Genomic DNA, 14436 nt, shown 5'->3' on the forward strand with positions numbered 1-14436 from the left:
ACCATTCGCCGCCCGCGCGCCGCTCATCCCGTGGCGCGCGACCGATCCTCTGCGGCAGCCGGCGTCTTGACCGACCCGGCGCCCATTGATGAGTCGAAAACCCGCTATGTTTGAAAAAATCCTCATTGCCAATCGTGGCGAGATCGCGCTTCGTATCCAGCGCGCCTGCCGCGAGCTCGGCGTCAAGACGGTCGTCGTCTACTCGGAAGCCGACAAGGAAGCCAAGTACGTGAAGCTCGCCGACGAGGCGGTCTGCATCGGCCCGGCCCCGTCGAATCTGAGCTATCTGAACATGCCCGCGCTGATCAGCGCGGCCGAAGTCACCGACGCCGAAGCGATCCACCCCGGCTACGGCTTCCTGTCGGAGAACGCCGACTTCGCCGAGCGCGTCGAGCAGTCCGGCTTCACCTTCATCGGTCCGCGTCCGGAAACGATCCGCATGATGGGCGACAAGGTCACCGCCAAGCAGACCATGATCAAGACCGGCGTGCCTTGCGTGCCGGGTTCGGAAGGCGCGCTGCCGGACGATCCGAAGGAGATCGTGAAGATTGCCCGCCAGATCGGCTACCCGGTCATCATCAAGGCGGCGGGCGGCGGCGGCGGCCGCGGCATGCGCGTGGTCCACACGGAAGCGGCGCTCGTCAACGCGGTCAACATGACCCGCGAGGAGGCCGGCCGCGCGTTCGGCAACCCGCAGGTCTACATGGAGAAATTCCTCGAGAACCCGCGGCATATCGAAATCCAGGTGCTGGCCGACTCGTTCAAGAACGCCGTGTGGCTCGGCGAGCGCGACTGCTCGATGCAACGCCGTCACCAGAAAGTGATCGAGGAAGCGCCGGCGCCGGGCATCGCGCGCCGTCTGATCGACCGCATCGGCGATCGTTGCGCGGATGCGTGCAAGAAGATGGGTTATCTCGGCGCTGGCACCTTCGAGTTCCTGTATGAAAACGGCGAGTTCTACTTCATCGAGATGAACACGCGCGTGCAGGTCGAGCATCCGGTGACCGAACTGATCACGGGTGTCGACATCGTGCAGGAACAGATCCGCATCGCGGCCGGCGAGAAGCTCGCGTTCCGTCAGCGCGACATCCAGTTCCGCGGCCATGCGATCGAATGCCGGATCAACGCCGAAGATCCGTTCAAGTTCACGCCGTCGCCAGGACGCCTGACGTCGTGGCATATGCCGGGCGGTCCCGGCATCCGCGTCGATTCGCACGCCTACAATGGTTATTTCGTGCCGCCGAACTATGATTCGATGATCGGCAAGCTGATCGCTTACGGCGCCACGCGCGAACAGGCGATCAGCCGGATGCGCATCGCGTTGTCGGAAATGGTGGTCGAAGGCATTCAGACCAACATCCCGCTGCACCGCGAGCTGATGCTCGACGCGAAGTTCGTCGAAGGCGGCACCAGCATCCACTACCTCGAAAACCGGCTGGCCGCGCGTCAGCAGGTCGCGGAAGAAGCGTAAGTCATGAGTTATCGGGAACTGGTCGCCGAACTGGCGCGCGAGCACGCGGAGGAGTTGTCCGACGCGCTGCTCGAGCTGGGCGCGCTGTCCGTGTCGGTCGAAGATGCCGACGCCGACACGCCCGACGAGCAGCCGCTGTTCGGCGAGCCCGGTCTCACGCCGGATCGCACGGCGTGGCAGCATTCGCGCGTGATCGCGCTGCTCGCGCCGGAGCACGATCCGGCCGTGCTTCTGACCGCCGCGGCCAACGAAATCGGACTCGATTCCGCGCCGGCCTATACCGTGCGCGAGGTCGAGGAGCAGGACTGGGTGCGGCTCACGCAGTCGCAGTTCGATCCGATCCAGATCGGCGAGCGCATCTGGGTCGTGCCGTCGTGGCACGATGCGCCGGACCCCGACGCGCTCGTGCTCGAACTCGATCCGGGCCTCGCGTTCGGCACCGGCAGCCACCCCACCACGCGTCTGTGCATGGAGTGGATCGAGCAGTCGATCAAGCCCGGCCAGTCCGTGCTCGACTACGGCTGCGGCTCCGGCATTCTCGCGATTCTCGCGAAGAAGTGCGGCGCCGATCCGGTGATCGGCATCGACATCGATCCGCAGGCGGTCGAATCGGCGCGTCACAATAGCGAGCGCAATCACGCCGAAGTCACCTATGGCCTGCCCGATGCCTGCCCGGCCGGCGAATTCGACGTGGTGGTCGCGAACATTCTGTCGAATCCGCTGAAGCTGATGGCGTCGATGCTGTCGTCGAAAGTGAAGCCGGGCGGTCGCATCGCGCTGTCGGGCATCCTTGCGCGCCAGGCCGACGAAGTCGCGCAGGTCTACGCGCGCTGGATCGATATCAGCGTGTGGCGCGAACATGAAGGTTGGGTGTGCCTCGCCGGAACGCGCCGCGAAAGCAATTAGAATAAGGCGTATTGTCAACCTAACGGCCTCAGGCTCAACGGCTCGATATGCACCTGGCGACGCGTTGCCCCTTCTGCGAAACTGTTTTCCGTCTGCAACCGGCGCAGCTTGCTCAGCGCCGCGGCCTCGTGCGGTGCGGGCATTGTCAGGAAGTCTTCGACGCGTCGAGCAGTCTGTTCGACGTCTCGGAAGGCGGCGATTTTTCCACGGCCAAACCGGTTGCCGCCGCGGCGGCGATCGAAGCGCTGTCGGAAGTGCGGCAGCCAGGCCCGGACTTTAGTGGTGACGCATGGGCCCCGGGAGCACCGGCTCCGGAACAGGACTCCACCAGCATTTCACGCAGCACGCTCGACTCCCGTTTGCGCGACCACGCGAGCAGCGTGCCGCTCGCGCCGCTGCCGCTTGGCGGCACCGGGCACGCAACCGTCAAGTCGGGCACGCCGCGCCAGGCCACCGAACCTGAACTGCGCGCTGGCGCTTTCTCGGCGCCGCTACCCGCGGACGATGAGCCGACGCTGGCCGACGCGCCGCTCGAACCGTTCGCCTATCCCGCCGACGACACGGTCGATGAACCGCCTGTCGCCCCGCCCTCCGCGCCTGCTGCCCCACCGCGAGTCGAAGACGAAGCGCCGCGCGTCTGGCGCAAGGTCGAACGCCCCGAACCGTCCACGCTCGACGAACCCGCACGGCGCGAGCCAGCAGGCCTGCATGACATGCGCGACAACGAACCGCATTTCGGTGCGGCCGGCTTAGGTGCGGCCGGCTTAGGTGCGGCCGGCTTAGGTGCGGCCGGTTTCGGCGCGGCCGCGGGCGCTTCCGGCGCCGGCGGGCCCGGCGGCCCGCGCCCGCCGGGAGGTCCGGCGCCCACTCCATCGAGCGGCGAGCCGTTCTCGGTCAATCCGCCGATCAGCGGTGGCGACGATCCGTTCCCGGTCATGCGCGAAACCCGCCCGGTGGACGCCGGGCGCGTCGGCTGGATCGTCGCCGGCGTGGTGCTCGCCGCGCTGCTCGTCATTGCGCTGCTCGCGCAACTCGCGTGGTGGCAACGCGAGACCATCATGGTCAACGTGCCGCGCTCGCAGATCCTGTATGCGCAGGCCTGCGCGCATCTCGGCTGCCAGCTGACGCCGCCTCACGACATCGAAGGCTTGCTGGTCGAGCCCTCCGATCTGCGGCAGATCGACGGCCCGCACAAGCTCGAGCTGAAGATGCCGCTGCACAACCGCCTGAACATCGCGCTCGCCTATCCCGCGATCGAACTCACGCTGCTCGACGATCAGAACAACGTCGCCGTGCGGCGCGTGCTATGGCCGCAGGATTACGTGCCACCCGGCACCGTGATCGCGGCCGGCCTCCCCGCGCACGCGACGCAGACGATGATCGTGCACCTCGACACCGGCACCGCGATCGCCTCCAATTTTCGCGTACAGATTTTTTATCCGTAACGCACCCTCGCGCGCCCGCTCCCGAGCGGGCGCATCATTGTCGTCACTGACGCCCTTTTCGGAGCACAACACATGAGTCAAGTCACGCTGGGTGGCAACCCGATCGAAGTAAGCGGCACGTTCCCGTCGGTCGGCCAGCAGGCCGCCCCGTTCTCGCTGGTCGGCCGCGACCTGAAGCCGCTGACGCTCGCCGACTTCGCCGGCAAGCGCAAGGTGCTCAACATCGTCCCGAGTCTCGACACGCCGACCTGCGCGACGTCGACGCGCAAATTCAACGAAGCCGCCGCGAAGCTCAGCAACACGGCCGTGATCGTGGTGTCGGGCGACCTGCCGTTCGCGGCGTCGCGCTTCTGCACGACCGAGGGCATCGAGAACGTGGTGACCGCGTCGACATTCCGCGGCCACGAGTTCGCGCAGGCGTACGGCGTCGACGTGACGAGTGGTCCGCTGACCGGCCTGACAGCGCGCGCGGTCGTCGTGCTCGACGAGAACGACAAGGTCGTGCACGCCGAGCTGGTCGGCGAGATCAAGAACGAGCCGAATTACGACGCAGCGCTCGCCGCGCTGAAGTAAGTCCTCTCGCGCGCGAACGACGGCGCCGCGCCTCGCGCGGCGCCGTCGGCGCGGCGCGTCTGTCTTCCCATCCCACCGTTTTCATACAGGAACGCTCGCCTTGGCTACGCTCATCTGCGGCTCGCTCGCGTACGACAACATCATGACCTTCGAAGGCCGCTTTCGGGAGCACATCCTGCCGGAGCAGGTCCACATCCTGAATGTAAGCTTTCTCGTGCCGACCATGCGTCGCGAGTTCGGCGGCTGCGCGGGCAACATTGCGTACGCGCTGAATCTGCTCGGCGGCGACGCGCGCATCATGGGCGCGATCGGCGCCGTCGACGCGCAGCTCTATCTGGACCGGCTCGCAGAGCTCGGCCTGTCGACGGAAAACGTGCTCGTCGTGCCCGACACCTACTCGGCGCAGGCGATGATCACGACCGACCTCGAGAACAACCAGATCACCGCGTTTCATCCGGGCGCGATGATGCAGTCGCATCAGAACCGCGCCGACGAGGTGAAGGGCCTGACGCTCGGCATCGTTGCGCCGGACGGCTATGACGGCATGGTTCAACACTCCGAGCAGCTGGCCGCCGCAGGCGTGCCGTTCATCTTCGATCCGGGCCAGGGCTTGCCGCTGTTCGACGGCGAGACGCTGCGGCGCGTCATTGAACTTGCTACCTATGTCGCGGTCAACGATTACGAAGCCGCGCTGGTGAGCAACAAGACCGGCTGGTCGATCGAGCAGATCGCCAGCAAGGTCGATGCGCTGATCGTCACGCTCGGCGAGAAGGGTGCTCAGATCCATCACGGCGGCGATATCGAAGAGATCCCGGCGGTCACGGCCAGGCGGGTACTCGATCCCACCGGTTGCGGCGACGCGTTTCGCGGCGGCTTGCTCTACGGTATCGAGAAGGGCCTCGGTTGGGCCACCACCGGCCGTCTCGCCAGCCTGATGGGCGCACTGAAGATCGAGCATCAAGGCCCGCAAAACTACGCGCCCAGCCGGGCGGAAATCAACGAGCGGTTCAAGCAGGCCTTCGGATACGACCTGCACTGATATCGCGTGCTATGGGAGTTTGGGAATGAGAACCTCGAGTCGCCTGATCGTCGCCACCGTGATCGCCGGTTCGCTGGCCATGTCGGGATGTGCGGTCAACAGCAGCTCTCCCGACGTTTTCACCGCTTCGCAGGCGCAGCGCGAACAGACGGTTCGCATGGCCACGGTGGAGAGCGTACGCGCGGTGCGCATCAGCACGAACGAAGGTCAACCGATCGGCATCGGCGCACTCGGCGGCGCTGCGCTCGGCGCGCTCGCCGGCACTGCGTTCGGCGGCGGACGTGGCCAGGTCGCGACGGGTATCGTGGGCGGCATCGGCGGTGCGGTCGCCGGCAATGCGATCGAAAACCGTGTGGCGATGCGCGACGGCATTGAAATCACCGTGCGGCTCGACAACGGCGACATGCGCGCCATCACCCAAACTGCCACCGGCGAAATCTTCCGCGCCGGCGATCGCGTGAGGCTGCTGTCGAGCGGCGGCGTCACGCGCGTCACGCACTAAGCGCAGTTCCCCCCGCCCGCGCGGCCGCGCGTAGTTCAGCGCCGCGACGACGACATCACACGCATGCGCCCTCACGGGTCCATGCGTGTTTTTCTTTCGGTGACGGCAAAAAAAAACCCGCCACCGGCACACCGGTAACGGGACATTGACCGGGTGGCGCTCGCAACAGCTCGAGCACGACCCGGTCATCCGACACATCGTGCGATGTGTCGACGCACTGCTACAGCTACTGCTTACGGACGGCTGCCCGTCGGGAACGGCCATGCCGCTGCCGGGTTCAGCGCGGTCTTCACCGTCGCCGCCGGTGCGCTCGAGACAGCAGGCGCAGCAGCGGGAGCAGGCGCGGCCTTCTTGGCGACAGCCTTCTTCGCAGGGGCAGCCTTCTTCGCAGGCGCAGCGGCCTTCTTCGCGGCAGCCTTCTTGGCAGGTGCAGCTTTCTTGGCTGCAGCCTTTTTCGCAGGCGCGGCCTTCTTGGCAGCGGTCTTCTTCGCCGCGGCCTTCTTCGCCGGCGCTGCCTTCTTCGCTGCGGCCTTCTTCGCCGGTGCTGCCTTCTTCGCTGCGACCTTCTTGGCTGCGACCTTCTTCACCGCGGCTTTCTTCGCCGGTGCTGCCTTCTTCGCCGCGACCTTCTTGGCTGCGACCTTCTTCGCCGCGACCTTCTTCACTGCGGCTTTCTTCGCCGGTGCTGCCTTCTTTGCCGCGACCTTCTTCGCTGCAACCTTCTTCGCTGCGACCTTCTTCACTGCGACCTTCTTCGCGGCGACCTTCTTGGCCGGAGCAGCCTTCTTAGCCGGAGCAGCCTTCTTAGCTGCGGTCTTCTTTGCTGCGGTCTTCTTGGCCGCGGCTTTCTTTGCAGTTGCCATCATTTTCTCCTTCAGGTTTTCAGATGAGGTCAGTTCAAACTACACCCTTCGTCAAAACCCGCTTCCCGCGGACGCTTCTCAGGGCGCGCGCTACGAAGCGGGCTATTCATCGGCGTACGCAGGTGCAACGCGCTTACGCTAATGAATGCGGTAAGGCGCGCCGTGCCCCAAGGCACCGCGCGCCAAATCTGGTCGGCGTCGCGAGGCGACGCCGGCAATTGCTTGATCGGGCCGCCGGCAACGACGCCAGCGGCTTTTTCCGGGGGGAAGTTTGCCCATCCCACTGAAGGGTCCGCAAAGTGCCTGTCATGTTTGTGGGCCGTCAAGGCACCGGGCACGCTTTGCATCAGGCCGTTCTGCTCCTAACCCGGGGCGCCGCGGCCACAGGCGGCGGCATCCCCATCAATGAAACCATCCGCGATGCGAATCCCGGCTCACTCCCAGGACAGCGCACCGCCAGTCTGATATTCGATCACTCGCGTCTCGAAGAAATTGCGTTCTTTCTTCAGGTCGATCATCTCGCTCATCCACGGGAACGGGTTTTCCTCGTTCGGGTACAGCGGATCGAGACCGATCTGCTGGCAACGGCGGTTGCAGATGAAGCGCAGATAGCTCTTGAACATCGACGCGTTGAGGCCGAGCACGCCGCGCGGCATCGTGTCTTCGGCGTAGCGGTATTCGAGCTCGACCGCCTGCTGGAAGATCGCGCGAATTTCGGCGCGGAACTCAGCCGTCCACAGGTGCGGGTTTTCGAGTTTGATCTGGTTGATCAGGTCGATGCCGAAGTTGCAGTGCATCGACTCGTCGCGCAGGATGTACTGGTACTGCTCCGCCGCGCCGGTCATCTTGTTCTGGCGGCCGAGCGCCAGGATTTGCGTAAAGCCGACGTAGAAGAACAGGCCTTCCATCACACAGGCGAACACGATCAGCGAGCGCAGCAGCGTCTGGTCTGCTTCGAGCGTACCGGTCTTGAAGGCCGGGTCGGTCAGCACGTGGATGTACGGAATCAGGAATTCGTCTTTCGCGCGGATCGACGGGACCTCGTGATACGCGTTGAAAATTTCGCCCTCGTCGAGACCGAGCGACTCGACGATGTACTGGTAAGCGTGCGTGTGGATCGCCTCTTCGAACGCCTGGCGCAGCAGGAACTGGCGGCATTCGGGCGCCGTGATGTGGCGGTAGGTGCCCAGCACGATATTGTTGGCGGCGAGCGAGTCGGCCGTCACGAAGAAGCCCAGGTTGCGCTTGACGATGCGGCGCTCGTCTTCGGTCAGCCCGTTCGGGTCTTTCCACAGGGCGATGTCGCGCGACATGTTCACTTCCTGCGGCATCCAGTGGTTGGCGCAACCCGCCAGATACTTTTCCCAGGCCCACTTGTACTTGAACGGCACCAGCTGATTGACGTCAGTCTGGCCGTTGATGATGCGCTTGTCGGCGACATTGACGCGCGCTTCGGAAGCGGCCGCCGCGTTGACAGCATGAGCGACGGGAGCGACAGCGATGTCGTTCGCGAAGACTTCTTGAGCGGAGGGAGCATGAGGAGCGGAACGCGTTCCGATTTGCGAACCCACAACCGACCCCGCAGCGTTGCGCAACACGTTCGGTTGCGTCGCGCTCGAGGGAGTTACGGCAGTGATCTCGTCATCCCAGTTGAGCATAAATGTCACCATCAATTTAGAACGGTTTGTACCATCTTTTCACGAGCGATAAAAGAGCTCACTCGCGAAAATTCCTGTTTTCGATTCGCGTTGCTACGTTCATACAACACTTTGTTCGACATGCTGCGTGTGACTCATGCAGTCACGCATCGAGTGACGCGTGATGATCGCGTGTTGAACATGTGTTGCCGAGGTCCTTCGCGAGCTCGAAGAGCAACGTTTCGACACGACGTTTCGTTGCTCTATCTATATGTATTGCGCAGCGTGTTCGCGGCATCCGCCGACCGATCGATGGACCGGTCGATGCCGCGCGAATCGCTCGTCGCGAGAGTCGGCGGTGAGCCGCGTCGAGCGTGTTGCGTCAGCGTTGGCGGTTGAGGTGCGATGCCATGTCGCGCGATCGTCTGGTGTTGCCAACTGCTGTGTTGCTTCGCTGCATCGACGAGCGGTGAGACTTCGATACTGCTCACCGCTCATCGACCTGCTTCTACTTCATCAACGGGGCGCGTCGCTCGCCGCCTGCGGGTCATCACCTACGACCCTCGTGTGCAGTTAGCAAGCATCGCTCCCGCTGCTTGCCTCTAGTTACTGGCAAGCCTCGCACTCGTCGAAGCCGGGATCGCCCGGACGCATCATGCAGACCGGACCATCCGCTTCGGGTGCCGCTTCGACTGCGACCGCGGCAGTGGCTGCCGCTGCCTGGAAGCCGCCGTTCACGCCACCCGCCACACCACCCGTCGCGCCGCCCACGCCGAAGCCGCCTGCCGCGCCGCCTGCGCCACCCGAGCCGTCATGACCCGAGCTCACCGCGTTCAGCGCGCCGTGCGCGACCGTCGACTTCTCGACGTGCGTCGCCGCCATCGTGCGCAGATAGTAGGTGGTCTTCAGACCGCGCAGCCATGCGAGCTTGTAGATCTCGTCGAGCTTCTTGCCCGATGCGCCCGCCATGTAAATGTTCAGCGACTGCGCCTGGTCGATCCACTTCTGACGACGCGAGGCCGACTCGACGAGCCACACCGGATCGACTTCGAACGCGGTCGCGTAGATCGCGCGCAGGTCGGCCGGGATGCGGTCGATGCGCGACAGCGTGCCGTCGAAGTACTTCAGGTCGGCGACCATCACTTCGTCCCACAGACCGCGCGCCTTCAGGTCGCGCACCAGGTAGTCGTTGACCACCGTGAACTCGCCCGACAGGTTCGACTTCACGTACAGGTTCTGATAGGTCGGCTCGATGCACGCCGACACGCCGATGATGTTCGAGATCGTCGCGGTCGGCGCGATCGCCACGCAGTTCGAGTTGCGCATGCCGTAGGTCGCGATGCGCGAGCGCAGCGCCGGCCAGTCCATCGACTCGCTCGAATCGACCTCGACATAACCGCCGCGCGCTTGCTCGAGCAGCGCCACCGAATCCTGCGGGAGGATGCCGCGATCCCACAGCGAGCCGCGGTAGCTCGAGTAGCGGCCGCGCTCTTCGGCGAGCTCGGTCGACGCGTAGTACGCGTAGTAGCAAACCGCTTCCATCGAGCGATCGGCGAACTCGACCGCTTCCTGCGACGCGTACGGCGTGCGCAGCACGTGCAGGCAGTCCTGGAAGCCCATGATGCCGAGGCCGACCGGACGGTGCTTCAGGTTCGAGTTACGCGCCTTGGCGACCGCGTAGTAGTTGATGTCGATCACGTTGTCGAGCATGCGCATCGCGACGCTGACCGTGCGCTTGAGCTTGTCGTGGTCGAGCGCCACCGTGCCGTCGGCCTGCTCCTTCAGGTGCGCGACGAGGTTCACCGAGCCGAGGTTACAGACGGCGATTTCGGCGTCGCTGGTGTTCAGCGTGATTTCCGTGCACAGGTTCGACGAGTGGACGACGCCGACGTGCTGCTGCGGCGAGCGCACGTTGCACGGGTCCTTGAACGTGATCCACGGATGGCCGGTTTCGAACAGCATGCCGAGCATCTTGCGCCACAGTTGCGCCGCCGGGATCTTCTTGAACAGCTTGATCTCGCCGCGCGCGACCTTGTCTTCGTAAGCCGTGTAAGCCGTTTCGAATTCGGCGCCGAACTTGTCGTGCAGATCCGGGCAGGTGGACGGCGAGAACAGCGTCCAGTCGCCGCCTTCCATCACGCGCTTCATGAACAGGTCGGGAATCCAGTTCGCGGTGTTCATGTCGTGCGTGCGACGACGGTCGTCGCCGGTGTTCTTGCGCAGCTCGAGGAACTCCTCGATGTCGAGGTGCCACGACTCGAGATACGCGCACACCGCGCCCTTGCGCTTGCCGCCCTGGTTCACCGCGACCGCAGTGTCGTTGACGACCTTCAGGAACGGCACCACGCCCTGCGACTTGCCGTTGGTGCCCTTGATGTGCGAGCCGAGCGCGCGCACACGCGTCCAGTCGTTGCCGAGACCGCCGGCGAACTTCGACAGCAGCGCGTTTTCCTTGAGCGCTTCGTAGATGCCGTCGAGGTCGTCGTCGACCGTGGTCAGGTAGCACGACGACAGCTGCGAGCGGCGCGTGCCCGAGTTGAACAGCGTCGGCGTCGAGCTCATGAAGTCGAAGCTCGACAGCACGTTGTAGAACTCGATCGCGCGCGCTTCTCGGTCGATCTCGTTGAGCGACAGCCCCATCGCGACACGCATAAAGAATGCCTGCGGCATCTCGATGCGCACGTTGTCGTGATGCAGGAAGTAGCGGTCGTAAAGCGTCTGCAGACCGAGGTAGCCGAACTGCAGGTCGCGGTTCGCGTCGAGCGCGGCGCCCAGACGCTTCAGGTCGAACTGCAGCAGCTTGTCGTCGAGCAGTTCGGCTTGCACGCCGCGCTTGATGAACTGCGGGAAGTACTCGGCGTAGCGCTCGCCCATTTCGGCTTGCGTGACTTCTTCTTCGAGGATCTCGCGGCGGATCGTGTGCAGCAGGATGCGCGCGGTGACCTGGCTGTAAGCCGGGTCCTTTTCGATCATCGTGCGGGCAGCGAGGATGGCCGAGTCGTACACCTGGCTCATCGGCACGCCGTCGTACAGGTTCTTCACCGTTTCCGCGACGATCGGCTCGGCGCTCACCGCGTCGCCGAGGTTCGCGCATGCGGACTCGATGATGCCGCGCAGCGCGGCCATGTCCAGCGGACGCGTGATGCCGTTGTCGGTCACGTTCAGGCCCGGCGTGCTCGCGGCATCGGCATGGTCGTCATGCGCGCGCGCCTGGTTGCGCTTCTCGCGATACAGCACGTAAGCACGCGCGACGTTGTGTTCACCGCCGCGCATCAGCGCGAGTTCGACCTGATCCTGAATGTCTTCGATATGGAATGTGCCGCCGTTCGGACGGCTGCGCAGAAGCGCGCGCACCACGTTCTGCGTGAGTTGCTCGACCAGTTCGCGCACCCGTGCCGACGCCGCGCCCTGACCACCGTTGACGGCGAGGAACGCCTTCGTCACGGCGATCGCGATTTTCGACGGCTCGAACGACACCACGGTGCCGTTGCGGCGGATCACCTTGTAGTCGGCGTAGCTCGCTTGCGGCGCGAGCGACTGTGCGCCTTGAGTCTGGCCGAAAGCCTGGCCAGTCGGTGAGCCCTCGTACCGGGTCGTCACGTTGTCGGTGGTTTGCATGTGCAAAGCTCCTGGTCTTGGAAATGGCGGCGGGTGCCGCGGATTAAATCGAACGCCGCGTCGTCGCGTGCGCGAGCGATGAGGTGCAGGGAGGCCGGCTACGCCGGTTGGCGGGATGCAACTGCGAGGAAGCCTGGTTCGATTTGATGACGGTCTTCATCGGGTCGGTCGCGATCACTGGCTGGTCCTTTCCTGAATGCTTCTGGATGCGGCCGGAGATCCCCCAACGGCTGCGCCCCAGGAATTTTTTTCGCTGTCTGGAATGCTTGCGGCGCCGTGCTCGGGGAGCGGGGCGCCGCAGACTTATCCACTCTTATTCACTCGGTTATGCACATGGTTATTCACAGCACAACACAAGATATAGTGCGAAACTCAGTTGTCGGCACCAAGTATAGTGGAGTTTCGAGACAGGTCAAACCGTTTTATTTGCGTTCGAAGTCTTGACTTTTGCGTCGCGCGACGCGCATAAGCTCCCCCGAGAAGCAGGCTGCGCCTCGTTCTCTGCGGATCACGCAAGATCGTGCGAAGGCGGATTACCGCGTTTCGGAAAACTTGAGATAGGGGAAATACCGACCGTCGAGCAACGTGTCGCGTTGCAGCCGCGGCCACTCGAAATGTGGACCGGGATCGGTCTTGCGACCGGGTGCGATGTCGGAGTGTCCAGCAAGCGCGTCGATCGGATAGCGCGCCTTCAGTGCGCTCACCAGCGCGGCGAGCGTGCGGTATTGCGCCGCTTCGAAGGCGGTGGTGTCGCTGCCTTCGAGCTCGATGCCGATCGAGAAATCATTGCAGCGCTCGCGGCCGAAAAAATTCGACGGTCCCGCGTGCCACGCGCGCTCATTGCACGACACGAACTGCTCGAGCGCGCCGTCGCGATGAATCACGAAATGCGCGGACACACGCACGCCGCGCAGATGCGAGTCGTAGTACGGGTGAGCGTCGCAGTCGAGCGTGTTCTGGAACAGCTCGGCAATCGCGGTGCCGCCGAACTCGTTCGGCGGCAGGCTGATGTTGTGAACGACGATCAGCGTCGGCACCGCGCCTTGCGGCCGCGCTTCGAAGTTCGGCGAGGGGAGCTTGCGTGCGGCGGGAACCCAGCCGTCGGCATCGACGGTGAAGACGTCGCTCATCGGGCGTCGCGGCCGCTCGGACGCGCGCCGTGACGCTGCGCGTGCGCGGCGCAACAGAACGCCTGCCCCGCGACGCTGACTGAGTCGCTCTTCGGTGCGTGCACGCCGCACTCGACGCAGCGAATCATCGGTTCGGCAAGCTGCGGCTGTTGTCCATTCGAAGAACGCGCGCCGCCATTCGCGGCGCCGGCACCGTTGGCGCCGCGCGCGCCGGTGCGTTGCGCGTCGTGGCGGCGCAGTGCCTTCACGAGCCACTGTCCGACGATGAACAGCAGAATCAGCAAAAAGATTTGTCGCATGGGGACGCTCACACTACAGGCCGGTGCAACAGCACCTCTAAAACGAAACGGCTGCCGACGTACGCGAGCAACAGCGCGACGAACGAGGCCAGCACCCAGCGCAATGCCGCACGGCCGCGCCAGCCGGACACCTTGCGCGCCGTCAGCAGCGCGCCGAACATCACCCACGAAAGAATCGCGAACACAGTTTTGTGATCGAGCCGCAACGCGCGGTCGAGCAGTTGCTCGCTGAACAGGATGCCCGACAGCAGCGTCAGCGTAAGCAGCACGAAGCCGGCGCCGATCAGACGGAACAGCAGCTTCTCGAGTGTGAGCAGCGGCGGCAGCGTGTCGAGCCAGCTCGACCACCAGCCGTTGCCCGACGCCGCGTGTCGCTGCGCGAGAGCGCCGCGCATCGAATGCAAACGCCGCTCGACCGCCAGCATCAGCACCGCGTGCAGCGCGGCGATCGCGAACAGACCGTACGCGATGTTCGCGATCAGGAAGTGCAGCTTGAACATCGGCGCGGCCGCATACGGCAGCACGCGCGCGCCGCCGAACGCAAGCGGCAGCAGCGATGCGACGCACGCGAGCGGCAACACCAGCAGGCGCAGTCCGTCGAGCGGGAAGAAGAAGCTTTCGATCCAGTAGATGCCGGCGCCGAGCCAGAACATCGCCGACAGCGCGAACGCGAAGCCGAACACCATCGCGTTCTGCGGGAAGATCGTGGTATGCAGCAGTACGCCGTGAGCGAGCAGCGCGACGAATAACAGCGCGCGCCCGGGCGCGCTCATGCCGGAGGCCACCAGCGCGCCCGCGTGGACGGCTTGATCGGGCAGCGGCGGCACGCTCTCGAGCAGCGGACGCACGGCCGCGTGCCGGTGCGAGCGCCAGCCGGCCACGGCAAGACCGCCGTAGAGAAGCGCGGTGAGGGCATACAGTACAATATCCATATTCGAAGTTTACACTAGGGC

Annotated in this window: 13 protein-coding genes; 6 read left to right on the top strand and 7 right to left on the bottom strand. The window is 64.6% G+C overall.

Going from position 1 to position 14436, the window contains the following annotated elements; all coding sequences use genetic code 11:
• The first annotated feature begins 106 nt into the window (after positions 1-106).
• The 6 genes from accC to AB3X96_RS29265 all read left to right on the top strand — a co-directional run bounded on the left by accC (position 107) and on the right by AB3X96_RS29265 (position 5936).
• On the top strand, positions 107-1471 hold the full coding sequence (gene accC, locus AB3X96_RS29240) for an acetyl-CoA carboxylase biotin carboxylase subunit (RefSeq protein WP_013090569.1): 1365 nt from the start codon (positions 107-109) through the stop codon (positions 1469-1471).
• A gap of 3 nt (positions 1472-1474) precedes the next feature.
• On the top strand, positions 1475-2377 hold the full coding sequence (prmA, locus tag AB3X96_RS29245) for a 50S ribosomal protein L11 methyltransferase (RefSeq protein WP_368592445.1): 903 nt from the start codon (positions 1475-1477) through the stop codon (positions 2375-2377).
• 47 nt (positions 2378-2424) lie between these two features.
• Positions 2425-3822 carry a zinc-ribbon and DUF3426 domain-containing protein gene (locus AB3X96_RS29250; RefSeq protein ID WP_368592446.1) on the top strand — a complete coding sequence of 466 codons (1398 nt, stop codon included), beginning with the start codon at positions 2425-2427 and terminating at the stop codon, positions 3820-3822.
• 72 nt (positions 3823-3894) lie between these two features.
• On the top strand, positions 3895-4395 hold the full coding sequence (gene tpx / locus AB3X96_RS29255; RefSeq protein WP_176121884.1) for a thiol peroxidase: 501 nt from the start codon (positions 3895-3897) through the stop codon (positions 4393-4395).
• A gap of 100 nt (positions 4396-4495) precedes the next feature.
• On the top strand, positions 4496-5434 hold the full coding sequence (locus AB3X96_RS29260; RefSeq protein WP_368592447.1) for a carbohydrate kinase family protein: 939 nt from the start codon (positions 4496-4498) through the stop codon (positions 5432-5434).
• Positions 5435-5459: 25 nt separating this feature from the next.
• Positions 5460-5936 (top strand): glycine zipper 2TM domain-containing protein, encoded by a 477-nt coding sequence (locus AB3X96_RS29265; RefSeq protein WP_176105013.1) that lies wholly within the window; start codon positions 5460-5462, stop codon positions 5934-5936.
• Positions 5937-6169: 233 nt separating this feature from the next.
• Here the strand turns inward: AB3X96_RS29265 and AB3X96_RS29270 are convergent, their stop codons facing one another.
• The 7 genes from AB3X96_RS29270 to AB3X96_RS29300 form a co-directional block, all read right to left on the bottom strand.
• Positions 6170-6799: a histone H1-like DNA-binding protein gene (locus AB3X96_RS29270; protein ID WP_176121887.1), complete on the bottom strand. Its 630-nt coding sequence runs from the start codon at positions 6797-6799 to the stop codon at positions 6170-6172.
• A 29-nt stretch (positions 6800-6828) separates the two neighbouring features.
• Positions 6829-7146, bottom strand: coding sequence for a hypothetical protein (locus tag AB3X96_RS29275; RefSeq protein WP_176380933.1), 318 nt, complete (start codon positions 7144-7146; stop codon positions 6829-6831).
• An 87-nt stretch (positions 7147-7233) separates the two neighbouring features.
• Positions 7234-8457, bottom strand: a complete 1224-nt coding sequence (locus AB3X96_RS29280) for a ribonucleotide-diphosphate reductase subunit beta (RefSeq protein WP_368592448.1) — start codon at positions 8455-8457, stop codon at positions 7234-7236.
• Positions 8458-9042: 585 nt separating this feature from the next.
• Entirely contained in the window at positions 9043-12054 is a 3012-nt protein-coding gene (locus AB3X96_RS29285; RefSeq protein ID WP_368592449.1) for a ribonucleoside-diphosphate reductase subunit alpha, read from the bottom strand.
• 533 nt (positions 12055-12587) lie between these two features.
• On the bottom strand, positions 12588-13184 hold the full coding sequence (gene ampD, locus AB3X96_RS29290) for a 1,6-anhydro-N-acetylmuramyl-L-alanine amidase AmpD (RefSeq protein ID WP_176105008.1): 597 nt from the start codon (positions 13182-13184) through the stop codon (positions 12588-12590).
• Positions 13181-13483 carry a PP0621 family protein gene (locus AB3X96_RS29295; protein ID WP_176121894.1) on the bottom strand — a complete coding sequence of 101 codons (303 nt, stop codon included), beginning with the start codon at positions 13481-13483 and terminating at the stop codon, positions 13181-13183. The genes ampD and AB3X96_RS29295 overlap by 4 nt, the downstream gene beginning before the upstream one ends.
• Before the next feature lie 8 nt (positions 13484-13491).
• Positions 13492-14415 (bottom strand): inner membrane protein YpjD, encoded by a 924-nt coding sequence (locus AB3X96_RS29300; protein ID WP_176121895.1) that lies wholly within the window; start codon positions 14413-14415, stop codon positions 13492-13494.
• Between the last annotated feature and the right edge of the window lie 21 nt (positions 14416-14436).

The sequence above is a fragment of the Paraburkholderia sp. BR13439 genome, assembly GCF_040948805.1.
In the GTDB taxonomy this organism is placed as follows: domain Bacteria; phylum Pseudomonadota; class Gammaproteobacteria; order Burkholderiales; family Burkholderiaceae; genus Paraburkholderia; species Paraburkholderia youngii.